Annotated in this window: 16 protein-coding genes; 8 read left to right on the top strand and 8 right to left on the bottom strand. The window is 71.1% G+C overall.

Annotation, left to right across the window (positions count from 1 at the left end; translation table 11 throughout):
- Positions 1 to 67 precede the first annotated feature (67 nt).
- Positions 68 to 1666 carry an alpha/beta hydrolase gene (locus tag ABD346_RS33805; RefSeq protein WP_344380133.1) on the top strand — a complete coding sequence of 533 codons (1599 nt, stop codon included), beginning with the start codon at positions 68 to 70 and terminating at the stop codon, positions 1664 to 1666.
- 63 nt (positions 1667 to 1729) lie between these two features.
- Here the strand turns inward: ABD346_RS33805 and hemQ are convergent, their stop codons facing one another.
- Entirely contained in the window at positions 1730 to 2446 is a 717-nt protein-coding gene (hemQ, locus tag ABD346_RS33800; RefSeq protein ID WP_344380132.1) for a hydrogen peroxide-dependent heme synthase, read from the bottom strand.
- Positions 2447 to 2450: 4 nt separating this feature from the next.
- Positions 2451 to 3881, bottom strand: a complete 1431-nt coding sequence (gene hemG, locus ABD346_RS33795) for a protoporphyrinogen oxidase (protein WP_344380131.1) — start codon at positions 3879 to 3881, stop codon at positions 2451 to 2453.
- Positions 3882 to 4089: 208 nt separating this feature from the next.
- Between hemG and ABD346_RS33790 the strand changes: the two genes are divergently transcribed.
- Positions 4090 to 5472 carry an FAD-dependent oxidoreductase gene (locus ABD346_RS33790; RefSeq protein ID WP_344380130.1) on the top strand — a complete coding sequence of 461 codons (1383 nt, stop codon included), beginning with the start codon at positions 4090 to 4092 and terminating at the stop codon, positions 5470 to 5472.
- Here the strand turns inward: ABD346_RS33790 and hemE are convergent.
- Complete coding sequence (hemE, locus tag ABD346_RS33785) at positions 5469 to 6536, bottom strand: uroporphyrinogen decarboxylase (RefSeq protein WP_344380129.1); 1068 nt, start codon at positions 6534 to 6536, stop codon at positions 5469 to 5471. The two genes, ABD346_RS33790 and hemE, sit on opposite strands and share 4 nt — an antisense overlap.
- A gap of 91 nt (positions 6537 to 6627) precedes the next feature.
- Between hemE and ABD346_RS33780 the strand changes: the two genes are divergently transcribed.
- From ABD346_RS33780 to ABD346_RS33755, 6 genes are all read left to right on the top strand, one after another.
- Entirely contained in the window at positions 6628 to 7281 is a 654-nt protein-coding gene (locus tag ABD346_RS33780) for a DUF3000 domain-containing protein (protein WP_344380128.1), read from the top strand.
- Between the two features lie 262 nt (positions 7282 to 7543).
- The gene (locus ABD346_RS33775) at positions 7544 to 8206 is read left to right on the top strand and encodes a helix-turn-helix transcriptional regulator (protein ID WP_053729434.1); all 663 of its coding nucleotides are present in this window, start codon (positions 7544 to 7546) and stop codon (positions 8204 to 8206) included.
- Positions 8207 to 8284: 78 nt separating this feature from the next.
- On the top strand, positions 8285 to 9568 hold the full coding sequence (locus ABD346_RS33770) for an HRDC domain-containing protein (RefSeq protein WP_344380127.1): 1284 nt from the start codon (positions 8285 to 8287) through the stop codon (positions 9566 to 9568).
- Between the two features lie 148 nt (positions 9569 to 9716).
- Entirely contained in the window at positions 9717 to 13328 is a 3612-nt protein-coding gene (locus ABD346_RS33765) for a beta-galactosidase (RefSeq protein ID WP_344380126.1), read from the top strand.
- A gap of 361 nt (positions 13329 to 13689) precedes the next feature.
- Positions 13690 to 14916 (top strand): thiolase family protein, encoded by a 1227-nt coding sequence (locus ABD346_RS33760; protein ID WP_344380125.1) that lies wholly within the window; start codon positions 13690 to 13692, stop codon positions 14914 to 14916.
- Positions 14913 to 17045 (top strand): 3-hydroxyacyl-CoA dehydrogenase NAD-binding domain-containing protein, encoded by a 2133-nt coding sequence (locus ABD346_RS33755; protein ID WP_344380124.1) that lies wholly within the window; start codon positions 14913 to 14915, stop codon positions 17043 to 17045. The genes ABD346_RS33760 and ABD346_RS33755 overlap by 4 nt, the downstream gene beginning before the upstream one ends.
- A 155-nt stretch (positions 17046 to 17200) precedes the next feature.
- Here ABD346_RS33755 and ABD346_RS33750 read toward each other — a convergent pair whose 3' ends face one another.
- The 5 genes from ABD346_RS33750 to ABD346_RS33730 all read right to left on the bottom strand — a co-directional run bounded on the left by ABD346_RS33750 (position 17201) and on the right by ABD346_RS33730 (position 24569).
- Positions 17201 to 18352: a PLL family lectin gene (locus tag ABD346_RS33750; RefSeq protein WP_344380123.1), complete on the bottom strand. Its 1152-nt coding sequence runs from the start codon at positions 18350 to 18352 to the stop codon at positions 17201 to 17203.
- Between the two features lie 380 nt (positions 18353 to 18732).
- Positions 18733 to 20226 (bottom strand): amino acid permease, encoded by a 1494-nt coding sequence (locus ABD346_RS33745; protein ID WP_344380122.1) that lies wholly within the window; start codon positions 20224 to 20226, stop codon positions 18733 to 18735.
- A gap of 150 nt (positions 20227 to 20376) precedes the next feature.
- Entirely contained in the window at positions 20377 to 22302 is a 1926-nt protein-coding gene (gene dxs / locus ABD346_RS33740; RefSeq protein ID WP_344380121.1) for a 1-deoxy-D-xylulose-5-phosphate synthase, read from the bottom strand.
- A 177-nt stretch (positions 22303 to 22479) separates the two neighbouring features.
- Entirely contained in the window at positions 22480 to 23784 is a 1305-nt protein-coding gene (locus tag ABD346_RS33735; RefSeq protein ID WP_381226368.1) for a sugar ABC transporter permease, read from the bottom strand.
- The gene (locus tag ABD346_RS33730) at positions 23781 to 24569 is read right to left on the bottom strand and encodes an ATP-binding cassette domain-containing protein (RefSeq protein ID WP_344380120.1); all 789 of its coding nucleotides are present in this window, start codon (positions 24567 to 24569) and stop codon (positions 23781 to 23783) included. Before ABD346_RS33730 ends, ABD346_RS33735 begins: the two co-directional genes overlap by 4 nt.
- Positions 24570 to 24717: the final 148 nt, after the last annotated feature.

The raw sequence follows: 24717 nt of genomic DNA, 5'->3' as shown, positions 1-24717 counted from the left end.
CAAAGTATTCCCTTTCGAACCATATGTACTTCTGTAGTACCGCAGCACGAAAGGGAATGCACCGGCGATGAGAGCTGTAGCGCTGTACGGAACCCTGGGTTCCCTCGTTCTTTCCTCCCTCGTCGCCGCGCCCTCGGGCAGCGCCGACCCGCTGACCGCCGAGGCCCGGGGCGTGGCCGTGGCCGCCCAGCGCGCGGCCGCGGCGCCGATCACGTTCAGCCGCTGCCCGCAGGTCGAGTCGCTGCCCGGCTCGGTCCAGTGCGGCACCATCGAGGTCCCGCTCGACTACGCCGAGCCGACGGGCCGTCAGATCAAGCTCACCGTCAGCCGGGTCAAGGCCAGGGGCAAACGCGCCCAGCGACAGGGCGCCCTGGTGTTCAACCCGGGCGGGCCGGGCGCCTCCAGCATGTACTTCCCGATGGTCGCCCAGCTCGCCGGCTGGAAGCGGATCGCCGCGGCGTACGACCTCGTCGGCTACGCCCCGCGCGGGGTGGCCCGCTCGGCGCCGCTGTCCTGCCAGGACCCGGCCGACTTCACCAAGGCCCCGACCGAGTCGCCCTCGCACCCCTCGGAGTCGTACAAGAAGGAGCGGATCGCGCAGGCCCAGGCCTACGCCCAGGGCTGTGCGCGCAACGCCGGGGCGGCGCTGCCGTACTACACCAGCATCAACAACGCGCGTGACCTGGACGTGCTGCGGGCCGCGCTCGGCGAGAAGAAGCTGACCTTCATGGGCGCCTCGTACGGCACCTACTTCGGGGCGGTGTACGCGACGCTGTTCCCCTCGCACATCCGCCGGATGGTCTTCGACTCGGTGGTCGACCCGGATCCCCAGCAGATCTGGTACCGCAACAACCTCGACCAGTCACTGGCCTTCGAGAGCCGCTGGCGGGACTTCCGCACCTGGGTCGCCAAGCACGACGAGGTCTACCACCTGGGCACCACGGCCGACGAGGTGCTTGAGAGCTATGAGAAGGTGCGGGCCAAGCTGACCCGCGAGCCGGCCGGCGGCCTCGTGGGACCCGCGCAGTTGCAGGCCGCGATCCTCAAGGCCGGGTACTACGACGACTACTGGTCGAGCCGGGCCACCGCCCTGTCGGAGTACCTCAAGGGCGATCCGAAGCCACTGATCGAACAGGCCGCGCCCAAGCCGGAGACGGCGCGCGACGACGAGAACGGCAACGCCGTGTACACGGCCGTCCTGTGCAACGACGCGGCGTGGCCGAAGGACTTCGAGACGTGGGACCGCGACAACAGCAAGCTCGCGACGGTCGCGCCGTTCGAGACGTGGGACAACGCGTGGATGAACCTGCCGTGCGCGTTCTGGACGACCCCGCAGCAGACGCCGATGGAGGTGGGGGCCAAGGAGGGGGAGCTGCCGTCGACGCTGATCCTGGCGGCCGAGCGGGACGCGGCGACGCCGTACCACGGGGCGCTGGAACTCCAGCGGCGGCTGCCGGGCTCCGTGCTCGTCACGGAGAAGGACGCCGGTACGCATGGCATCGCGGGCGGCGCGAACGCCTGCATCAACGGCTATGTGGAGGACTATCTGCTGAACGGTCGGACGCCGGTGCGGCGCGCATCGTGCGCGCCGCACCCGGAGCCGAACCCGGTGTCGCTGGACGAGCGGGCAGCCGGCAGGCCGGGGCATGTGATGCCCACTCTCTGATCTTCCGGGTCAGGGGTGAGCCGGGTCCGCTCGCGTGGCGCGCACCCGGCTCACCTGGTCTTGCTAGGCGAGGCCGGCGACGAGATCCGCGACGGACTTCCTCCTGCCCGTGTAGAACGGGACTTCCTCGCGGACGTGCATGCGGGCCTCGGAGGCGCGCAGGTGGCGCATCAGGTCGACGATGCGGTGCAGTTCGTCGGCCTCGAAGGCGAGCAGCCACTCGTAGTCGCCGAGCGAGAACGAGGCGACCGTGTTGGCCCGCACGTCGGGGTAGCCCCGCGCCATCTTGCCGTGGTCGGCGAGCATGCGGCGGCGGTCCTCGTCGGGCAGCAGGTACCAGTCGTAGCTGCGCACGAAGGGGTACACCGACACGTAGTCGCGGGCGTGCTCGTCGGCGAGGAACGCCGGGATGTGCGCCTTGTTGAACTCGGCGGGCCGGTGCAGCGCCATGTTCGACCACACCGGCTCCAGCGCACGGCCCAGCTTGGTGCGGCGGAACAGGTTGTAGGCGCTCTGGAGCTCGTCGGAGGTCTCCGCGTGCCACCAGATCATGATGTCGGCGTCCGCGCGCAGACCCGACAGGTCGTAGGTGCCGCGGACGGTGATGTCCTTGGCGGCGAGCTGGTCGAACAGCTCCTGGACCTCGTCGGCGTAGCCCGACCGGTCCTCAGGGAGTACGTCGCGCAGCTTGAAGACAGACCACAGGGTGTAGCGGATGACCTCGTTGAGGTCCTTCGCCTTCTTCCCCGCGTTGGGAATCTTTTCCGGAGCAGCACTCATGTGGCTATTGTCCCGCGTCACTCTGGGTGTTCTGCGCCAGGGTCGACGTGGCGATGATCTCGTCCGCGGCGCGCCGGGCGCTGGCGATGCACGCCGGGATGCCGACACCGTCGTACGCGGCGCCGCAGACGCGCAGTCCGGGCAGCTTGGCGACCTCGGCCCGGATGCGGGCGACCTTGGCCAGATGGCCGACCGGGTACTGCGGAAGCCCGCCGATCCAGCGGGTCACCTCGGTCGCGACGGGCCGGGCGGACAGGCCGACGGCCTCGCCGAGGTCGCCGAGCGAGACGTCCACGAGATCGGGGTCGTCCCAGTCCAGGTGCTGCTCCTCGCCGTAGCGCCCGATCGAGGTACGCAGCACGAACAGGTCCGAGCCGCGCTCCTTCACCCACTGCCACTTGTACGAGGAGAAGGTGGAGGCCTTGATGGTGCGGCCGTCCACCGGCGGCACCAGGAACCCGGAGCGCTCCTCAAGACCGGCCAGATCGGCGCGCCGGAAGGCGAGCGTGACCAGGACCATCGAGGCGTACTCGACCTCGGAGAGTTCGGCGGCCGCGACCGGCGACTCGGCGGCGAGCAGCGCGGAGGCGGACCAGGCGGGAGTGGAGAGGATCACGCCGTCGGCCTCGACGAGTTCCGTGTCGGTACGGATCTGCCAGCCGTCGGCGGTCCGGGCGAGGCCCAGGACGGGGGTCTCGGTGCGGATTTCGCCGCCCTGGGCGCGCACGGCGTCGGCGACCGCGCCGGGCAGGGTGCCGAGGCCGCCGTCGAGGCCCGCGAAGACCGGGCCGGTCTGCTGCTTGGCGGCGGCCTTCGCCTGGATGTCCCGGACGCCGTCGAGCAGCGAGTCGTGGGTGCGGGCCGCCTCGAAGAGCTGGGGGACCGCGGCTCGCATGGAGATCTTGTAGGCGTCGCCCGCGTACACGCCGCCGAGCAGCGGCTCCACCAGGCGGTCGACGACCTCGCGGCCGACCCGCTTGGCGACGAACTCGCCGACGCCGATGTCCTCGCCGAGCTCGGTCGGGGCGAGTTCGCGGTCCTGCTCGACGCGGGCCAGGCCCTCGGCGGAGAGGATGTCGTGGAGGGTGCCGGGCTGCGCGGGGACGCCCATCACATGGCCCTTGGGCATCGGCCGCAGCGCGCCCCGGGTCCAGATGGAGGCGGCCGCGGTGGCGGGCGCCTGGAGCCGGTCGCCGAGGCCGGCCGCACGGGCCAGGTCGACGCCTTCGGGGCGGCGGGCCAGCATCGACTCGGCGCCGAGGTCGACGGGCGCACCCGCGACCTCCCCGGCCAGCAGCTTGCCGCCGAGCACCGCGCTGCCTTCGAGCACGGTCACCCGGGCACCGGCCCCGACCAGCCGGTGGGCGGCGGCGAGTCCGGAGATCCCGCCTCCGACGACGACGATGTGCGGGGCACGGGTGACGGCGTTGTCCATGCCTCCACTGTCTCAGACCCCGAACGGCGACCCGAAACGAGTCCCGCCTCCTTGATCAACTCCCTTCCGGCCGGGGCGAGTTGACCGGCCCGGCGAACCAACACACGGGAGGCCACCGGCCGGGCGGGGAATTCCGCGCTCCCCCGGTACGTATCTTCAACACAGGAGAAGGCGGATCCGGAGCGGCTCACGAGCGGAGGCAACCCCCATGGCGGCGGAGCGACTGGTGGTCATCGGCGGTGACGCGGCGGGCATGTCCGCCGCCTCGCAGGCCCGCAGGCTGAAGGGCCCCGAGGAGCTGGAGATCGTCGCCTTCGAGCGCTCGGGCTTCACCTCGTACTCCGCCTGCGGAATCCCGTACTGGGTGGGCGGCGACGTGCCGGAGCACGACGACCTGATCGCCCGCACCCCCGAGGAGCACCGGGATCGCGGGATCGATCTGCGGATGCGTACGGAGGTGACGGAGCTCGATGTGGAGGGCCGCCGGGTGCGGTCCCGCGATCTGGCGTCCGGGGCCGAGGAGTGGACCGCGTACGACAAGCTCGTCATCGCGACGGGGGCGCGGCCGGTGCGGCCCGCGCTGCCGGGGATCGATGCTCCGGGGGTGCACGGGGTGCACACCATCGACGACGGGCGGGCCCTGCTCGAGAGCCTGGAGGCGGCCGGAGAGCGGCGCGCGGTCGTGGTCGGCGGCGGCTACATCGGCATCGAGATGGCGGAGGCGATACTCGCCCGGGGCTTCGAGGTGTCGCTGCTCACCCGGGGCCCCGAGCCCATGCACTCGCTCGACCCGGACATGGGCCGGCGCGTCACCGAGGCGATGGAGCGGTCCGGGATCCGGGTGGTCACGAACGCCGAGGTCACCAAGGTGCTCACGGCCGGGTCGGGGCGGGTGCGCGCGGTGGCGACGGAGTCCGCCGAGTACCCGGCGGACGTGGTGGTGCTGGGCCTCGGCGTCACGCCCCGTACCGAGCTCGCCCGCGCGGCGGGTCTCCCGCTCGGCGTCGCCGGGGCGCTGCGCACGGACACCTCGATGCGGGTGCGCGGGCACGAGAACATCTGGGCGGGCGGCGACTGCGTCGAGGTGCTCGACCTGGTGTCGGGCCGTCACCGCCACATCGCGCTCGGCACGCACGCCAACAAGCAGGGCCAGATCATCGGCTCCAACGTGGGCGGCGGGTACGGCACGTTCCCGGGGGTGGTCGGCACGGCCGTCACCAAGGTCTGCGAGACGGAGATCGCCCGCACCGGGCTCCTGGAGAGGGAGGCGCGGGAGGAGGGCCTCCAGTACGTCACGGCCACCATCGAGTCGACCAACACCGCCGGGTACTACCCGGGCGCGGCCCTCATGACGGTGAAGATGCTGGCCGAGCGGCGCACGGGGCGGCTGCTCGGCGCCCAGATCGTGGGCGGCGCGGGTGCGGCGAAGCGGATCGACATCGCGGCGGTCGCCCTGACCGCCCGCATGACGGTGGATCAGATGACGGCGCTCGACCTCGGGTACGCGCCGCCGTTCTCGTCGGTGTGGGATCCGGTCCTGGTGGCGGCACGCAAGGCGGTGTCGGCCGTGCGCGCCGCCGGGCAGGACTAGCGCGCCGTCTGCTCGTGGACGTAGGCGACCAGGCGGGTCAGCGCGTCCGGGTCCATCGACGGGAGCACGCCGTGGCCGAGGTTGAAGACGTGGCCCTCCAGGCCCGCGGCCGCGTCCAGGACCTCGCGGGTCTTCGCCTCGACGGCCGCGGTCGGGGCGAACAGGACCGCCGGGTCGAGGTTGCCCTGGAGCGCCTTGCCGGGGCCGACCCGGCGGGCCGCCTCGTCGAGCGGGACGCGCCAGTCGACGCCGACGACGTCCGCGCCGGCCTCGCCCATGAGGCCGAGCAGTTCGCCCGTGCCGACGCCGAAGTGGATGCGGGGGACGTTGTACGAGGCGACCGCGTCGAAGACCTTCGCCGAGGCGGGCAGGATCGAGCGCCGGTAGTCGGCGGGGGCGAGCGCGCCCACCCAGGAGTCGAAGAGCTGGACGGCGGAGGCGCCCGCCTCGATCTGCACCTTGAGGAAGGCGGCGGTGATCTCGGCGAGGCGGTCGAGCAGGTCGGCCCAGAGCTCCGGGTCGCCGTACATCATGGCCTTGGTGTTCTCGTGGTTGCGGGACGGGCCGCCCTCCACGAGGTAGCTGGCCAGCGTGAACGGGGCGCCCGCGAAGCCGATGAGCGGCGTGGCGCCGAGCTCCGCGGTCAGCATGCCGATGGCCTCGGTGACGTAGTGGACGTCCTCGGGCGTCAGGTCGCGCAGCCGCGCGAGGTCGGCCCGGGTCCGGATCGGGTCGGCTACGACGGGGCCGACGCCCGGCTTGATGTCCAGGTCGATGCCGATGGCCTTGAGCGGGACCACGATGTCGCTGAAGTAGATGGCCGCGTCGACCTTGTGCCGGCGGACCGGCTGCAGCGTGATCTCGGTGACCAGATCGGGCCGCATGCACGACTCCAGCATGGGAATGCCCTCGCGCACCTTCAGGTACTCCGGCAGCGACCGGCCCGCCTGGCGCATGAACCAGACCGGCGTGTGCGGGACGGCTTCCCGCCTGCACGCCTTGAGGAACGCGGAGTCGTGCGTCTTGCTGTTCGGCTGGCCCACAGGGCGGTCGTTGGCGCTCACGCCCAGAATCTTCGCATGTGGCCGCAAGCCGCTGCCCCGGGCCGGGTGTCCCTACCGGCGCCGGGCTCCCGTTCCGCCTAGTCTTCCCCGCATGGCTGCCGCTCAGGGACGAACTTCGGATGGCGCTGACGGCAGGGAAGCCGCGGACGGGACCACCGTTCCGATCCCCTTCCGTCAGGCCGTCGACGCACTGCGGACGGCGCGACTGCGCCCCGAGATCGAGGTGGACGAGACCCGCCCGCCACAGCGCCTGGCCCCGTACGCCTACGCCCTGGAGGCAGCGGTAGTCGACGGCGAGGACGACCTGGCCGACGGCCGGCTCGTCCTGCTGCACGACCCCACCGGGCACGACGCCTGGCAGGGCACCTTCCGCCTGGTCACGCTCGTACGGGCGGAACTGGAGCCGGAGATGGCGGCCGATCCGCTGCTGCCCGAGGTCTGCTGGTCGTGGCTGACCGGCGCCCTGGAGGCGCGGGGACTCTCGTACGGGGAGGCGAGCGGCACGGTCACCCGGGCCGGCTCGCACTACTTCGGCGGGCTCGCGGAACGCCTTCCGGCCACCCAGATCGAGATCCGGGCGTCGTGGACGCCGCGCGAGGGGCTGGGCGGGGTGCCGGACACGGCGGGCCACCTCGCGGCCTGGTGCGATCTGCTGTGCCAGATCGCGGGCCTGCCGCCGGTGTCGGGTCCCACCGAGGCGGGCAGCGGTGTCGTCACCCTGCCGCAGCGCCGCGACCCCCGCTGACATCCGCTTTCCTGTCGGCCTGCGCCCCGCCTCCGGTGGGGCGCAGGCCGTTTTCGCAGCCCCCCGTGCGGGTCCACCCGCCCCGCCGATTACTCGACGATCGAGCACGCGTCCGAATTGCCCTAAATGTTTCTCACCAAATCGTGATCATTCTCTAAAGGCCGAGGGGTTTGGTGCCGAAGAGGTTTGTGACCCTAACTGCACGGTTCGCCCCGGCTTCATCCCCGAGCCGGCTACGTCCCGCACCTTTCCAGGAGGCCTGGTGTCCGTTCTTCTTGAGCAGCCCGCAAGCCTGGTCGCCTACCGCCCGAACAAGCCGACGGCCATGGTCGTCGTTGCCGACCCCCGAGTCCGCTCCACCGTCACCCGACACCTGTGGGCGCTCGGAGTACGTGACGTCATCGAGGCGTCGTCCATCGCGGAGGCCCGTCCCCGCGTCGGCAACCCGCGCGACATCTGCGTTGCCGACGTCCACCTGCCCGACGGTTCCGGGCTGACCCTGCTGTCCGAGACCCGAGCCGCGGGCTGGCCCAACGGCCTGGCCCTGTCCGCTGCCGACGACATCGGCGCCGTACGCAATGCCCTCGCGGGCGGTGTGAAGGGCTATGTCGTCACCGGTACGCGTACCAACGTCGGGCACCCCGGCCGTCCCGGCGCCGCCCCCATCGGCGCCGCGGCCGCCCGTATGCACCGCCGCCCCCCGGGTGCCCCGAGTCACCCGGGCGGCTACCGCGAGCTCTCCGGCCGCGAGGTCGAGGTGCTCCGGCTGGTTGCGGAGGGCCAGTCGAACAAGGCGATCGGCGTCTCGATGGGGCTGTCCGCTCTGACCGTCAAGTCCCATCTCGCCCGGATCGCACGCAAGCTCGGCACGGGTGACCGTGCCGGCATGGTGGCCGTCGCGCTGCGTACCGGAATCATCCACTGACTGGTTTACGACCCTCGCGCGCCCGTCGACGGAACGTTCCGTCGACGGGCGCCGTGCATACACAGATACCCTTGACAGGTGACCGACGCCCATAAGACCGCAGCAGAGACAGCACTGCGAACCACCGGGGGCGCTCCCCCGGACGACGTCGACAAGGCGCCGATTCCCTTGCTGGAGCCCCGAGAGGGCATTCCGCCTGTCGTTGCCACCGATGAAGCACTGGCCGAAGTGGTCGCCGCCTTCGCGGCCGGCACCGGCCCCGTCGCCGTGGACGCCGAGCGCGCGTCCGGCTACCGCTACGGGCAGCGCGCCTATCTCGTGCAGATCCGCCGGGAGGGCGCGGGCACCGCGCTCGTCGACCCCGTCGGATGTCCGGATCTCTCCGCCCTCGGGGAGGCACTTTCGGACACCGAGTGGATCCTGCACGCCGCGACCCAGGACCTGCCGTGCCTGCGCGAAATAGGCATGGTGCCCTCCCGGATCTTCGACACCGAGCTCGCCGGGCGGCTCGCGGGCTTCCCGCGCGTGGGCCTCGGAGCGATGGTCGAGAGCGTGCTCGGGTACGCCCTGGAGAAGGGCCACTCGGCGGTCGACTGGTCGACCCGGCCGCTCCCCGAGCCCTGGCTGCGCTACGCCGCCCTGGACGTGGAGCTCCTGGTCGATCTGCGCGACGCCCTGGAGAAGGAGCTCGACCGGCAGGGCAAGCTGGAGTGGGCCCGCGAGGAGTTCGACGCGATCGCCTCCGCACCCCCCGCGCCGCCCCGCAAGGACCCCTGGCGCCGCACCTCCGGCATGCACAAGGTGCGCAGGCGCCGGCAGATGGCCGCCGTGCGCGAGCTGTGGAACGCCCGTGACAAGGTGGCGCAGCGCCGTGACGTCTCGCCGGGCAAGGTGCTGAGCGACTCCGCGATCATCGAGGCCTCGCTCGCGCTGCCCGCGCATGTGAACGCGCTGACCGCGCTGCCCGGCTTCGGGCACCGGATGGGCCGGCGCCAGCTGGAGCAGTGGCAGGCGGCCGTCGACCGGGCGAAGGCCCTGTCGGAGGCCGAGCTTCCGCAGCCCGGCCAGCCGTTGCAGGGCCCGCCCCCGCCGCGTTCCTGGGCGGACAAGGACCCGGCCGCGGCGGCCCGGCTCTCGGCGGCCCGCACGGCCGTCTCCGAGCTCGCCGAGCGGCTGAACATGCCGCAGGAGAACCTGATCACCCCGGACACCGTGCGCCGGGTCTGCTGGGAGCCGCCGGGCGACCGCTCCGAGGCCGCCGTCGCCGAGGCGCTCGCGTCCTTCGGTGCCAGGCACTGGCAGATCGAGCAGGTCACGCCGCTGCTCTCGGCGGCACTGACGGACACCCCGGCCAAGTCCTGACCGGCTGAACGGGTCGGGCCCGCGGCACCTCCATGTCGCCGCGGGCCCAGAATTCCCCAAGACCGGACCGTATCCAACAGCCTCGAACAGCTTTAGGCTGTGCGCCGCATCAGATTCTTTCAGTGCACCGCACCACGGAAGGAATGACATGCGCACGCCAATGCGCGCGGCGGCTCTCGCGGTCACCACCGTGCTCGCCCTCGGCGCCGCCGGCCTCACCGCCACCGCGCCCGCCGCACAGGCCCGCCCGAAGGCGCCGGCCTCCGCCCACACCGTCGGCCACGACGACCACGCCCTCACCATCGACGGCAAGCCGCTCTCCATCTGGTCCGGCGAGTTCCACTACTGGCGGCTGCCCAGCCCCGACGCGTGGCGCGACGTCCTGCAGAAGATGAAGGCGGGCGGCTTCAACGCGGCCTCCATCTACTTCGACTGGGACTTCCACTCCCCGAAGCCCGGCGTGTACGACTTCACGGGCGTCCGCGACGTCGACAAGCTGCTCGACATCGCGCGGGAGGCGGGGATCTACGTCATCGCCCGCCCCGGCCCGTACATCAACGCCGAGACCGACGGCGGCGGCTTCCCCGGCTGGCTGGTCACCCAGAAGGGCAAGGCCCGCACCACGGCGCCCGACTATCTGGCCGCCGCCGACGAATGGCTCTCCAGGATCGACCCGATCCTGGCCCGCCACCAGCTGACCAACGGCACCGGCACAGTCATCGCCTACCAGGTCGAGAACGAGTACTACGAGGACACCCCCGACGGCCACGCCTACATCCAGCACCTGGTCGACAAGGCGCACGCGGACGGCATCACCGTGCCGCTGACGGGCAACCACAACGGCGTGTTCGCCAAGGAACTCGACATCGACGGACACGACTCCTACCCGCAGGGCTTCAACTGTTCCAGCCCCGACACCTGGCACGGGCTGCCCGATCTGTCCGGTGCGAAGAAGAGCGACGAACCACTGTTTCTGGCCGAATTCCAGGGCGGTTCCTTCGACCCGTGGGGCGGCCCGGGCTTCGACAAGTGCCGCCGGCTCACCGACGGCGACTTCGAGAAGGCCGCGTACGAGAACAACATCGCCTCGGGCGCCACGATGCAGAACTTCTACATGGCGTACGGCGGCACCTCCTGGGGCTGGCTGCCCTCACCCGGCGCGGTCTACAGCTCCTACGACTACGGCGCGCCGATCCGCGAGGACCGCCAGCTCAGCGAGAAGTATCTGGTCGACAAGCGGCTCGGGTACCTGGTGCAGTCGGTGGCGCCGCTGACGAAGACGGAGAGCGCGACGGCGAGCGCGCCCGACAACACCTCCGTGCTGCGCCGCGACCGGCGCAACCCCGACGACGGCACCACGGTCACGGTCGTGCGGCACAAGGACGTCAACAACAAGACGAAGGACACCACGCATCTCGCGCTCGGCGGGTATGCGTCGGTGCCGCAGAAGCCCGGCACGGCCCTGACGATCGACGCCCGGGACTCGAAGCTCCTGCTCTCCGACTACGCGATGGATCACCAGCAGCTGAGGTACTCGACGTCCGAGCTCATGACGCACGGGACGTTCGGCACGCGGGATGTGGCGCTGCTGTACGGGCGGCACGGGCAGGACGGCGAGAGCGTGCTGCGGTACGCGGCACGGCCCGGCGTGAAGGTGCTGAGCGGCGACGTCGAGCAGACATGGGACGCGGCGACCGGCGACCTGCGCCTCAACTACCGGCACGACGGTCTGACGCAGCTCCTCATCACCCCGGCCGACGGCTCGACTCCCCTGCTTCTGCTGCTTGCTGACGATGCGACAGCCGACACGTACTGGCGGCTGGACACCCCGCAGGGGCCGGTCCTGGCGAGCGGTCCGGAGCTCCTGAGGACCGCCTCGTACGACAAGGGCGTACTGAAGCTCACCGGGGACACCGACAAGGCGGCCTCGCTGCATGTCCTGACCGGCGCGCCCGCGACGTCGGTGAGCTGGAACGGGCGGCCCGCGCCGGGCGCGCTCGACACGACGGGCAGCGCCCTTGCCGGACCGAAGCCGGTCTCCCTTCCCGCGCTGGGAAGCTGGAGGGTCCAGCGCGAGACCCCCGAGGCGGCGCCCGGGTTCGACGACGCGGCCTGGCGGGCCGCCGACAAGCCGGTGCTCTCGGCGGACGACTACGGCTTCCACGCCGGGTCGATCTGGTACCGGGGCCACTTCGCGGCCGCCGGCACGGAGTCGGGGATCCAGGTCAACGCCAGTACGGGCAAGGGCGGTGCGTACCTGGCGTGGCTCAACGGCACCTATCTGGGCAGCTCCGCGGATGCGACCCATCTGTTCGCGGTGCCGGGCGGGGTCCTGAAGGCGGGCAAGGACAACGTCCTCGCGGTGCTCGCGGCCGACATGGCGCACGAGCAGGACTGGTCGGCCGACGACAGCCACAAGCAGCCGCGCGGGCTGACCTCGGTGCGGCTCGTGGGCTCGGCGAAGCAGATCGGGTGGCGCCTGCAGGGCGCGCTCGGCGGCGAGGACCTGGTCGATCCGGTGCGCGGCGGGCTCAACACCGGTGGCCTGTACGGCGAACGCCAGGGCATGCACCTGCCCGGCTACCCGGACGGCGGCTGGCCGTCCACCTCCCTGCCCGACACGCGCTCCGGCGCTGCCGGGGTCTCCTGGTACCGCACCGCCTTCGACCTGGACCTGCCACAGGGCCAGGACGTACCGCTCGGCCTGACGATCTCGGACGACAAGGCGAAGCACTACCGGGCGCTCGTGTACGTCAACGGCTGGATGACCGGCCTGTACGTGAACGCCCTCGGGCCGCAGAAGTCGTTCCCGGTCCAGCCCGGCATGCTGCGCACCCACGGCCACAACACGGTCGCCATCGCGGTGATCGGCGAGGACGCGGGCGGCGACGGGCTCGGGAAGGTGACCCTGGACGCGTACGGGAACCACACGACGCCGCTGCACTACGGGGACATCGCCTCGCCGGGCTGGTCGGCGACGAAGAACCGCGATCCCCTGGCAGGCGCGGATGTACGGATCTCGGCGCCGGACACGATCGCGCGGGGCGCGACGGGCGAGGTGACGGCGTCGTTCACGCCGCGCCGGACGGCAGCGCGGGACGCCTCGCTCACCGTGCGGCTGCCCGACGGGTGGACGGCCGCCACGCCGCTCACCCAGGCGCTGGGCGACGTACCGGCCGGGCGCACGGTGACGCGTACCTGGAAGGTGACGGCGGCGAGCGGGTCGGGACCCTGGTCGGCGGTGCTCTCGGCGGTGGCGCGGTACCGGGGCGGCACGGCGTCCGCGGCGGCGGGGGTGGCCTCGCCGCCCCCTTCGCCGGGGGCCGGCGCGCACGACCTCGCGGATCTCGACTTCACCGCGACGAACGGATGGGGGCCGGTGGAGCGCAACACCTCCAACGGGGAGAACGCGGCGGGTGACGGACGCCCGATGTCCATCGCGGGCGTGCCGTACGCAAAGGGGCTCGGGGTGCATGCGGCCGGGGACGTGACGGTGTTCCTCGGCGGGGCGTGCTCGCGGTTCACGGCGTCGGTGGGGGTGGACGACGAGACGGGTGGGGGCGGTTCGGTGGCCTTCTCCGTCCTGGCGGACGGGCGTGCGGTGGCTACGACGGGGGTGCTGCGGGGGCGGGGCGCCGCGGTCCCGCTGGCCGCGGATGTGTCGGGCGCGCAGGTGATCGACCTGGTCGTGACCGACGGCGGCGACGGGAACGGGCTGGACCACGGGGACTGGGCGACCCCCATGCTGACCTGTGCCTGACTCCGGCCCCTGGGGCTCCGCCGCAGATCCCGGTAGACCCCACCCCGCCCCTTCCCCGAACCCGCCGGGGGTGGGATGCGGCTGCGGATCATGCGTGGCTGGTCGCGCAGTTCCCCGCGCCGCTGACAGCATGCGGTAAGGGCATACTCGGCCCGTCCGGCGTTCGAGGACGAGCGCCGTTCAGGCGCGAACGGGGTCCGGGGCGGAGCCGCGGGGGACCGGAACGGAGTGTGACGTTCGCCGCTCCCGGGCCCGGGGGTGGGCAGCCGGGTTACTCGTAAGTAGCATGGGCGGGGTGAGCGCGCGCTCAGTCGCGTGCGCAGCAGTGCAGTGCCACCCCGCACCCTGGAGGAGAGCCATCGTGCCTCGTACCGTCAGGGACGTCGTCTTCGTCGACGGCGTCCGCACCCCGTTCGGCAAGGCGGGCCCGAAGGGCATCTACCACGAGACCCGGGCCGACGATCTGGTCGTCAAGGCGATCCGGGAGCTGCTGCGCCGCAACCCGGCCCTCGACCCCGCGAAGATCGACGAGGTCGCCATCGCCGCGACCACGCAGATCGGTGACCAGGGCCTGACCCTGGGCCGTACCGCCGGCATCCTCGCTGGTCTCCCGCAGTCCGTGCCCGGCTACTCCATCGACCGCATGTGCGCGGGCGCCCTGACCGCCGTGACCTCGGTCGCCGGCTCGATCGCGTTCGGCGCGTACGACGCCGTGATCGCCGGTGGCGTCGAGCACATGGGCCGCCACCCCATGGGCGAGGGCGTCGACCCGAACCCGCGGTTCGTCAGCGAGAAGCTGGTCGACGAGTCCGCCCTCTTCATGGGCATGACCGCCGAGAACCTGCACGACCGCTACCCGCAGATCACCAAGCTGCGCGCCGACGAGTACGCGGTCCGCTCGCAGGAGAAGGCCGCCAAGGCGTACGCCGACGGCAAGATCCAGCAGGACCTCGTGCCGGTCTCGGTACGCAACACCAACGCCGAGGTGGGCGAGACCGGCTGGGGCCTCGTCACCGCCGACGAGCCGATGCGTCCGGGCACCACCCTGGAGAGCCTGGCGAACCTGAAGACGCCGTTCCGCGTCCACGGCAACGTCACCGCGGGCAACGCGGCCGGCCTCAACGACGGCGCCACCGCGTCGATCATCGCGTCCGAGGAGTTCGCGCGGGAGAACAACCTCCCCGTGAAGATGCGCCTCGTCTCCTACGCCTTCGCCGGCGTCGAGCCGGAGGTCATGGGCTACGGCCCGATCCCGGCGACCGAGAAGGCGCTGGCCAAGGCCGGCCTGTCGATCGAGGACATCAACCTCTTCGAGATCAACGAGGCGTTCGCCGTCCAGGTCCTCGCGTTCCTGGACCACTACGGCATCGCCGACGACGACGCGCGCGTCAACCAGTACGGCGGCGCCATCGCCTACGGTCACCCGCTCGCCTCCTCCGGCGTACGCCTGATGACGCAGCTGGCCCGGCAGTTCGAGGAGCAGCCGGAGGTCCGCTACGGCCTCACCACCATGTGCGTCGGCTTCGGCATGGGCGCCACGGTCATCTGGGAGAACCCGCACCACAAGGACGCCGGAGGCAGCAAGTGAGCACCACCACCGCTGAGCTTCTCAAGGGCGCGGCCGAGCTGTTCCCCGACGAGGTCGTGACGTCCGCGCACGTCCGTCACCTGGAACTCCCGTACGGGGCGGGCAGGTTCGCCCTGATCACGCTCGACAACGGCTTCGACCACACCAAGCCGACCACCTTCGGACCGGGCTCGCTGGCGAACCTCAACGCCGCCATCGACCAGGTCGAGAAGGAGGCCGCCGAGGGCGCCATCGTCGGCGCCGGTGTCACGGGCAAGCCGTTCATCTTCGCGGTCGGCGCCGACCTCAAGGGCGTCGAGATCCTCAAGCGCCACGAGGACGCGCTCGCCATCGGCAAGAGCGGGCACGAGGTCTTCAAGCGCCTTTCCGCGCTGGCCGTGCCGACCTTCGCGTACTACAACGGTGCCGCGATGGGCGGCGGTGTCGAGGTCGGTCTGCACTGCACCTACCGCACCGTCTCCAAGGCGCTGCCCGCGTTCTCGCTGCCCGAGGTCTTCCTCGGCCTGGTCCCGGGCTGGGGCGGCTGCACGCTGCTCCCCAACCTGATCGGCGCCGACAAGGCCGTCTCGGTCATCATCGAGAACTCGCTGAACCAGAACCGCCAGCTCAAGGGCAAGCAGGTCTTCGAACTCGGCATCGCCGACGCCCTCTTCGAGGGTGCCGACTTCCTGGAGCGGTCCCTCGTCTGGACCGCGCAGGTCCTGAAGGGCGACGTCACCGTCGAGCGCCCCGAGGTCGACCGCGGCGAGGCCTGGGACCAGGCCGTCGCCAAGGGCCGCTTCATCGCCGACTCGAAGGTGCACGGCGCCGCCCCGGCCGCCTACCGCGCCCTCGACATCATCGCGGCGTCCAAGGACGGCGACCTCCAGGCCGGCTTCGACGCCGAGGACACCGCGCTCGCCGACCTGATCATGGGTGGCGAACTGCGGTCCGGCATCTACGCGTTCAACCTGGTCCAGAAGCGCGCCAAGCGCCCGGCCGGTGCCCCGGACAAGAACCTGGCGCGCCCGGTCACCAAGGTCGGCGTCGTGGGCGCGGGCCTGATGGCCTCGCAGCTCGCCCTGCTGTTCCTGCGCCGCCTTGAGGTGCCGGTCGTGCTGACCGACATCGACCAGGAGCGCGTCGACAAGGGTGTGGGCTATGTCCACGCCGAGATCGACAAGCTGCTCTCGAAGTCCCGGATCAACCAGGACAAGGCCAACCGTCTCAAGGGCCTGGTCTCCGGTGTCCTCGACAAGGCCGAGGGCTTCTCGGACGCCGACTTCATCATCGAGGCCGTCTTCGAGGAGATCGGCGTCAAGCAGCAGGTGTTCGCGGAGGTCGAGGCGGTCGCCCCGGCGCACGCGATCCTCGCCACCAACACCTCCTCGCTCTCGGTCACCGAGATGGCGTCGAAGCTGAAGCACCCCGAGCGGGTCGTCGGCTTCCACTTCTTCAACCCGGTCGCGATCCTGCCGCTCCTGGAGATCGTCCGCGGCGAGCAGACCGACGACGTCTCGCTGGCCACGGCCTTCGGGGTGGCGCGCAAGCTGAAGAAGACCGCGGTCCTGGTGAAGGACGCCCCGGCGTTCGTCGTCAACCGCATCCTGACCCGCTTCATGGGCGAGATCCAGAACGTCATCGACGAGGGCACCCCGGTCGCCGTCGCCGAGAAGGCCGTCGAGCCGCTCGGTCTGCCGATGTCGCCGCTGGTCCTCCTGGAGCTGGTCGGCCCGGCCATCGGCCTGCACGTGTCCGAGACCCTCAACCGCGCCTTCCCGGACCGCTTCACGGTCTCGGAGAACCTCGCAGCGGTCGTGAAGGCGGGCAAGCGCGGCTTCTACGTGTACGACTCCGGGAAGCCGGAGCTGGACCCGGAGGTCGCCGCTCTCCTCAAGCAGGGCGATGTCGCCCTGACCGAGGAGCAGACCCGGGACCGCGTCCTGGACGCGGTGGCGCAGGAGATCGGTCTGATGCTGGACGAGGGCGTCGTCGCCGAGGCCCAGGACATCGACCTCTGCCTGATCACGGGCGCCGGCTGGCCCTTCCACCTGGGCGGCATCACGCCGTACCTGGACCGCGAAGGCGTCTCGGAGCGCGTGAACGGCAAGAAGTTCCTGGCGCAGGGCGTCGCGAGCGTCCCCGCGTAGCACCGCTCCACAGCAGAGGCCCCGCACTTCGGTGCGGGGCCTCTGTCGTGCCCGAGTCCCGTCCTGGGCAAGGCTGTTGACGGTATGCCACCCCTGCGCGAGAGGCCCGGGGCCGATGATCCGGTCCCGGGCCTCCCCGCGCGGTGCGGTGTGCGTCAGACCTGCTGCCAGACCTCCAGGGCCAGGCCCGGCTCGTCCGTGCGCTGGCGGGTGATGCGCAGGCCGCCGTCCGGGGTGAACACGCCGAGGACGATCCGGCCGTCGGCGTCCAGCGCCAACGCCGGGGCGCCCGCGCAGACTTCGCCGGTCGGGGTCCAGGTGACCCCGGCGTCCTCCTGCTCGCTGGGGTAGGCCGCTATCGCGGGGCGGCCGTCGCGGTCGCGCTGGGCGAGCACCGTGCAGTCGATGCCGTCGATCTCCTTGCGGAGCACCGCGACCGGGCCCGAACCCCGGCCGCCGAGCGGCGTGGCGGGGCCGTCGCCGCGCCAGGCGCGCAGCTCGCCGGACTTGGCGTCACGCAGGAAGAAGGTGATGCGGCCGCCCTCCGAGGTGACCAGGCCGGTGATGGTGCCGGTCTCGGGGTCGGCGGCCAGCTTCTCGATCTCCTCGAAGGAGGCCTTCGCGTCGGCCCGTTCGAAGCGCATGATGCCGGTGTTGGACGGCGCGTGGATGACCATCCGGCCGGCCTCGCCCGCCACGACCGATATCGAGCGGTCGGCGCCGTTTCCGTTGAGGTCGGCCCAGCCCGCCCACTTGCCCGACGGCTCCTGGCCGCGCGCGGAGACCCCGCCGAAGGCGTTGCGCACCACGATCTGGGCGTTGCCCGCCGAGTCCACGCCCACCGAGGGGTGGCCCATCTTGAGGCCCTTCTCCCAGTCGCGGCGCGGGTAGGGGGAGCCGACGACGGCCCAGTTCTTGACCGGGCGGCCCGTCTGGTACTGGATGGCGTGGACGAGCTCGGCCCAGGTGCCGCCGTCCTCCATGGGGGTGTGCCGCAGCGCCGTCATGTGCACATAGCCGTCGGCGCCCTGCGCGATCGAGAGGTGCGACTGGAGGCCCTTGCCCGGGGCGACCAGGTCGGGACCCGTCCAGGCGCCGCCCGGCCGCGACTCCGTCCAACGGGCCACGCCGCCGGCGGCGGGCGCGTACGCGGAGAGCCTGCCGTCCTTGCCGAGCCGGAGCCAGCCGGTGACGGTGGGGCGGCCGTCCTCGGTCGCCACGGCCGGGGTGGCGCGGGTCGGCGCGGTGACGATGCCGCCGGACCTGGCGGGCTCCCCGCCCGATGTCTGTCGAGACCTCAGTGCCATGGTCCACGACCACCTTTCCCCACCGGATCCGCGCGACGCGTCCGGGTCCAGCAAACCAGCGACTTTCTGCCGACCATAACACTGGTAAGGGCCCCTGTTTTCCCCCGGGATTTCCGTCCCGACGTGCGGCTTTTCGTCACCCGGCACAAGGGCGGCGGGCGGCGTTCCGCTCGCTGTCGTTCACCCGGTCGAGTGAACTTCGGATGGCCGTGTACGGAGAGGACAGCCCCGTCCACGGCGAGGGGCGGCGGGCGGTCGGCGCGGAACACGGGAGCGAGGTCCGCGCCACCCCATGCGGCCCCGTACGCCCCGTTCAGGAGGGACGTACGGGGCCGCGGCCGCATCGGGCTCCGGCTACGGGGAGTCGCGTACGGCGTGGGCTACTCGGCGTCGCGTCCGACACGGGCCTCGACCCGGCTGTGCCTGCGGCCGTAGCCGAAGTAGATGACGACGCCGATCGCCATCCAGACGCCGAACCGGATCCAGGTCTCGGCGGGCAGGTTGAGCATCAGCCACAGCGAGGCGGCCACCGCGGCCGCGGGCACCCAGGGCACCAGCGGGGTGCGGAAGGCGCGGGGCAGGTCGGGGCGGGTGTGGCGCAGGATGACGACACCGATCGCGACGACGACGAAGGCGAACAGGGTGCCGATGTTGACCAGTTCGGCGAGCTCGCTGAGGCTGGTGAAGCCCGCGACGATCGCGATGATCACGCCGAGCAGGATGGTCGGCCGGTGCGGGGTGCGGAAGCGCGGGTGGACGTGCGAGAAGAAACGGGGCAGCAGCCCGTCCCGGCTCATCGCGAAGAACACCCGGGTCTGGCCGAGCAGCAGGATCATGCACACCGTGGTCAGACCCACCGCGGCGCCGAAGCTGATGACGCCCGCGAACCAGGGGTGGCCGGTGGCCTTGAAGGCGTCGGCGAGCGGCGCGTCCACCGAGAGCTCGGTGTAGTGCTGCATGCCGGTGACGACGATGGAGACGGCCACGTAGAGGATCGTGCAGATGAGGAGGGAGCCGAGGATGCCGCGCGGCATGTCCCGCTGCGGGTTCCTGGTCTCCTCGGCGGCGGTCGCCACGACGTCGAAGCCGATGAAGGCGAAGAAGACGACCGAGGCGGCGGTGAAGATGCCCATAACGCCGAAGTTGGTGGGGGCGTAGCCGGACATCAGCTCGATGAGCGGGGCCTTGAGGTTGCCGCCCGCGGTCTGCGGCTGCGCGGTGGGGATGAACGGCGAGTAGTTGCCGGACTTGATGAAGAACGCGCCCGCGATGATCACGATGAGGACGACGGTCACCTTGACGGCGACGACGACCGAGGTGACCCGGGCCGACAGCTTCATGCCGAGCACGAGGATGGCGGTGAGCACCAGGACGAGGGCGGCCGCCAGGATGTCGAAGCCGAAGCCGTGGGCACCGTCACGGCCGCTCAGCGACTCGGGCAGGTGCCAGCCCGCGTTGTCGAGCAGCGAGCGGACGTAGCCGGACCAGCCGACCGCCACCACCGCCGTCCCGAGGGCGAATTCGAGCACCAGGTCCCAGCCGATGATCCACGCGGGCAGCTCGCCGAGCGAGGCGTAGGAGAAGGTGTACGCGGATCCGGCCACCGGCACCGTCGAGGCGAACTCGGCGTAGCACAGGGCGGCCAGGGCGCAGACGATGCCCGCCACCACGAACGCGAGGGAGACCGCGGGCCCGGCGTTCTCCTTGGCGACCTTGCCGGTGAGGACGAAGATGCCGGTGCCGATGATGACTCCGACCCCGAAAACGGTGAGGTCGAGAGCGGACAGGGACTTTTTGAGTGCGTGTTCTGGCTCCTCTGTGTCCTGAATGGACTGCTCGATCGATTTGGTCCGGAACAGACCGGTACTGGCCACCCGTGCACCTCCGCTAGCTCAACGTCCTCGCCATGATCGGGAGGAGTGGCGGTACGGGTACCGGGCTGAGCGCTTTATTCACGCGAACGGGCCGGACCGATCACCCGTACAGGGAGATCGGTCCGGCCCGTTGACCGAACGGTCACATCATCAGTCGCGAGCGGGCTCCGCGGCGGCCCGGCTCTCCTCGAACCGGCCGTCCAGCTTCGAGACGAGACCGGTCACCTGACGTGCGATGTCCGGCGCGGTCAGGCCGATCTCCGCCATGACCTCGCCGCGCGAGGCGTGGTCGAGGAAGCGCGGCGGGATGCCGAAGTCGCGCAGCGGCACGTCCACGCCCGCGTCACGCAGCGCCTGGCTGATCGCCGAACCGACGCCGCCCGCGCGGCTGTTGTCCTCGACGGTGACGACGACGCGGTGCTGCTCGGCGAGCGGTGCCATGGCCTCGTCGACCGGCTTGACCCAGCGCGGGTCGACCACGGTCGTCGAGATGCCCTGGGCGTCGAGCAGGTCGGCGATCTCCAGGCACATCGGCGCGAGCGCGCCGACGGAGACCAGGAGCACGTCCGGGCGCACGACGGTGTCGGCGGGCCGGCGCAGTACGTCCATGCCGCCGATGCGGCCGACGGCCGTGACGGCGGGGCCGACCGCGCCCTTGGAGAAGCGCACCACGGTCGGGGCGTCCTCGACCTCGACGGCCTCGCGCAGCTGGGCCCGTACCTGGTCGGCGTCGCGCGGGGCCGCGATCCTGAGGTCGGGCACGACCTGGAGGATCGACATGTCCCACATGCCGTTGTGCGAGGCGCCGTCGGTGCCGGTGACACCGGCCCGGTCGAGCACGAAGGTCACGCCGCACTTGTGCAGGGCGACGTCCATGAGGACCTGGTCGAACGCGCGGTTGAGGAACGTGGCGTACACCGCGAAGACCGGGTGCAGGCCGCCGGTGGCCAGGCCCGCGGCGGAGACCGCGGCGTGCTGCTCGGCGATGCCGACGTCGTAGACGCGCTCCGGGAAGGCCTTGGCGAACTTGTCGAGGCCGACCGGCTGGAGCATGGCCGCGGTGATCGCGACGATGTCCTCGCGCTCCTTGCCGAGCTTGACCATCTCCTCGCCGAACACGGAGGTCCAGTCGAGGCCGGAGGTCGACACGGGCAGGCCGGTGTCCGGGTGGATCTTGCCGACGGCGTGGAAGCGGTCGGCCTCGTCGGCGAGCGCCGGCTGGTAGCCGCGGCCCTTCTCGGTGAGGCAGTGCACGATGACCGGGCCGCCGAAGCGCTTGGCGCGCTGCAGGGCCGACTCCAGGGCGTCGATGTCGTGCCCGTCGATGGGGCCGACGTACTTGAGGCCCAGGTCCTCGAACATGCCCTGCGGGGCGATGAAGTCCTTGAGGCCCTTCTTGGCGCCGTGCAGCGTCTCGTACAGCGGCTTGCCGACGACCGGGGTGCGCTCCAGGAGGTCCTTGCCCTTGGCCAGGAAGCGCTCGTAGCCGTCGGTGGTGCGCAGGGTCGCCAGGTGGTTGGCGAGGCCGCCGATGGTCGGCGCGTACGAGCGCTCGTTGTCGTTCACCACGATCACCAGGGGGCGGTCCTTGGCGGCGGCGATGTTGTTCAGCGCCTCCCAGGCCATGCCGCCGGTGAGGGCGCCGTCGCCGATGACGGCCACGACGTGGTCGTCCTTCTTGAGCACCTCGTTCGCCTTGGCGAGGCCGTCGGCCCAGCCGAGGACCGTGGAGGCGTGGCTGTTCTCGATGAAGTCGTGCTCCGACTCGGCGCGCGCCGGGTAGCCGGACAGGCCGCCCTTCATCTTGAGCTTCGAGAAGTCCTGCCGCCCGGTGAGCAGCTTGTGGACGTAACTCTGGTGTCCGGTGTCCCAGAGGACCTTGTCCTTGGGGGATTCGAAAACGCGGTGCAGTGCGATGGTCAGTTCCACCACACCGAGGTTCGGACCGAGGTGTCCGCCGGTCTTGGAGACCGCGTCCACCAGGAAGGTCCGGATCTCTGCCGCCAGCTGGTCGAGCTGCTCCGGGCTGAGCCGGTCAAGATCGCGCGGTCCCCTGATACGGGTAAGCAGCGGCACCCGTGCCTCCTTGCATCCGTGCTGGTCGAGCATGCCGATCCGTTGAGTCTAATGTTCCGCCCGGGACCGCGGTCGCGGGGCGGTGCGTTCTGTGTCGCCCGGGCGGCTGACGGGCGCCGCGACGCGCAGACGTGCCCGGCACCTCAGGGGTACCGGGCACGTCGGCAAGCGGGCAGGTCAGGCGCGGCCCGCGGACTTCTGGGTCTTGCGGGTCAGCGAGTCGATGACGACCGTGGCGAGCAGCACACCACCAGTGATCATGTACTGGATCGGGGTGGCGATGCCCTGCAGGGCCAGGCCGTACTGGATCGACGTGATCACCAGCACACCGAGCAGCGCGTTCCACACGCGCCCCCGACCGCCGAACAGGCTGGTGCCGCCGATGACCGCCGCCGCGATGACGTTCATCAGCAGGTCGCCGGTACCGGCACCCTGGTTGGCCGCGTCGATCTTGGAGGCCCAGAACAGACCGCCGACCGCCGCGAAGAACCCGGAGATCGCGAAGACCGAGATGCGCATCGCGGTGACGTTGATGCCGGCACGGCGCGAGGCCTCGATGCTGCCGCCGATCGCGAAGACCTTGCGGCCGTAGGAGGTGCGGCGCAGCAGGAAGTCGGTGGCAACGAGGACGATCGCGAACAGGAGCGTCGCGAGCGGCAGACCCTTGTACTGGTTGAAGATCGCGGCCGTGCCGAAGACGGCGACGGCGAGCAGCCCCGTACGCACCAGGATGTCGCTCAGCGGTCGCGACGGCACTCCAGCGGCCTCGCGGCGGCGGTTGCCGAGGTACGCCGGCACCAGGTAGGCAAGGACGGCGACGAGTGCGAGGCCGTAGGCGGCGGCGACATCCGAGAAGTAGTACTTGGTGAGGTTGCCGACGACGCCGTCGTACGGGGTGTTGATCGTGCCGTTGTCACCCAGGATCTGGAGCATGAAGCCGAGCCAGAACAGCAGGCCGGCCAGGGTGACGGCGAAGGCCGGCGCACCGACGCGGGCGAAGAAGAAACCGTGGATGGCTCCGATGACCGCGCCGGACACGAGGGCGGCCAGCACCGCGACCCAGGGGTTGATCCCGTGGGTGACGCTCATGACGGCGAACACCGCCGAGGACACACCGGAGACGGATCCGACCGACAAGTCGATCTCGCCCAGCAGCAGCACGAAGATGATGCCGACCGACATCATGCCGGTGGCCACCATGGCGACGAAGATGTTGTTGAGGTTCTCTGCGCCCAGGAAGGCCGAATTCAGGCTCTGGAAGATCACGCAGATGACGATCAGCCCGATGACGACCGGGATGGCCCCGAGGTCACCACCCTTGATCCGGCGCTTGAAGTCGCCGATGTAGCCGGCGAAGCCCTGCTCACGCACGAGTAGCCGCGGGTCCACCACGGTGGTGGCCGCCGCCGCCGCGGGCGGCGCGTCCACGGGAGCCGCGTGCGGCTTGCCGAGGTCGGTCGGGGAGGTCTTGTCGGTGTTCACTTCTGAGCCTCCGCGTTGCGCGCCGCACGGCGGGTCACGGCGTTGTCCGTGGCTCCGGTGATGGCGGAGATGATCTCTTCCTGCGAGGTGCTCTTCACATCGAAGACACCGTTGTTCCGGCCGAGCCGGAGCACCGCGACCTTGTCGGCGACGGCCTTCACATCGGCCATGTTGTGGCTGATGAGGACGACCGCGTGGCCGCGCTCGCGCAGCCGCTCCACGAGGTCGAGGACCTGCGCGGTCTGCTCGACGCCGAGCGCCGCGGTCGGCTCGTCGAGGATGACGAGCTTGGGCTCGCCGAGCATCGAGCGGGCGATGGCCACGGTCTGGCGCTGGCCGCCGGAGAGCGAGGCGATCGGGATGCGCACGCTCGGGATGCGGATCGACAGCGTGGTGAGCAGCTCGCGCGAGCGGCGCTCCATCTCGACCTCGTCGAGGACGCCGCGCTTCTTCAGCTCGCGTCCGAGGTAGAGGTTGCCGACGACGTCGATGTTGTCGCACAGCGCGAGGTCCTGGTAGACGGTCGCGATGCCGAGGCTCTGGGCGTCGTGCGGCTTGCCGATCTGGACGGCCTTGCCCTCCCACTCGATGACGCCGTCATCGATGGGGTGCACGCCGGCGATCGTCTTGACCAGCGTGGACTTTCCGGCGCCGTTGTCGCCCACCAGGGCGACCACTTCACCGGCGTGGACCTCAAGCTCTACGTCGGTGAGCGCCTGAACGGCACCGAACCGCTTGGAGACCCCGCGCAACGCCAACACGGGCGTAGCGGACACGTGAACCATCTCCTTCGCCGCCTGACCGGCGGGGATGCCGCGCCCCGAGGGGTGGGGGCGCGGAGGTCGAGCAGAAGAGAACAGAAAGACACGGAAAAGACACTGAGGAGGGGAAACGTTCCGTCCGGCGCCCGCGCCGCAGCGGGAGCTGAAAGGC

Source organism: Streptomyces mauvecolor, assembly GCF_039532965.1.
Lineage (GTDB): Bacteria > Actinomycetota > Actinomycetes > Streptomycetales > Streptomycetaceae > Streptomyces > Streptomyces violascens.
Note: the sequence above shows the minus strand (reverse complement) of the source record. Positions and strands in the feature narration are given on the sequence as shown.

What these genes read in the sequence shown, in the direction of transcription:
- ABD346_RS33805 (WP_344380133.1), top strand. Translation starts at nt 68, where the DNA reads ATGAGAGCTGTAGCGCTGTACGGAACCCTGGGTTCCCTCGTTCTTTCC.
- hemQ (WP_344380132.1), bottom strand. Translation starts at nt 2,446, where the DNA reads ATGAGTGCTGCTCCGGAAAAGATTCCCAACGCGGGGAAGAAGGCGAAG.
- hemG (WP_344380131.1), bottom strand. Translation starts at nt 3,881, where the DNA reads ATGGACAACGCCGTCACCCGTGCCCCGCACATCGTCGTCGTCGGAGGC.
- ABD346_RS33790 (WP_344380130.1), top strand. Translation starts at nt 4,090, where the DNA reads ATGGCGGCGGAGCGACTGGTGGTCATCGGCGGTGACGCGGCGGGCATG.
- ABD346_RS33780 (WP_344380128.1), top strand. Translation starts at nt 6,628, where the DNA reads ATGGCTGCCGCTCAGGGACGAACTTCGGATGGCGCTGACGGCAGGGAA.
- ABD346_RS33765 (WP_344380126.1), top strand. Translation starts at nt 9,717, where the DNA reads ATGCGCACGCCAATGCGCGCGGCGGCTCTCGCGGTCACCACCGTGCTC.
- ABD346_RS33750 (WP_344380123.1), bottom strand. Translation starts at nt 18,352, where the DNA reads ATGGCACTGAGGTCTCGACAGACATCGGGCGGGGAGCCCGCCAGGTCC.
- ABD346_RS33730 (WP_344380120.1), bottom strand. Translation starts at nt 24,569, where the DNA reads ATGGTTCACGTGTCCGCTACGCCCGTGTTGGCGTTGCGCGGGGTCTCC.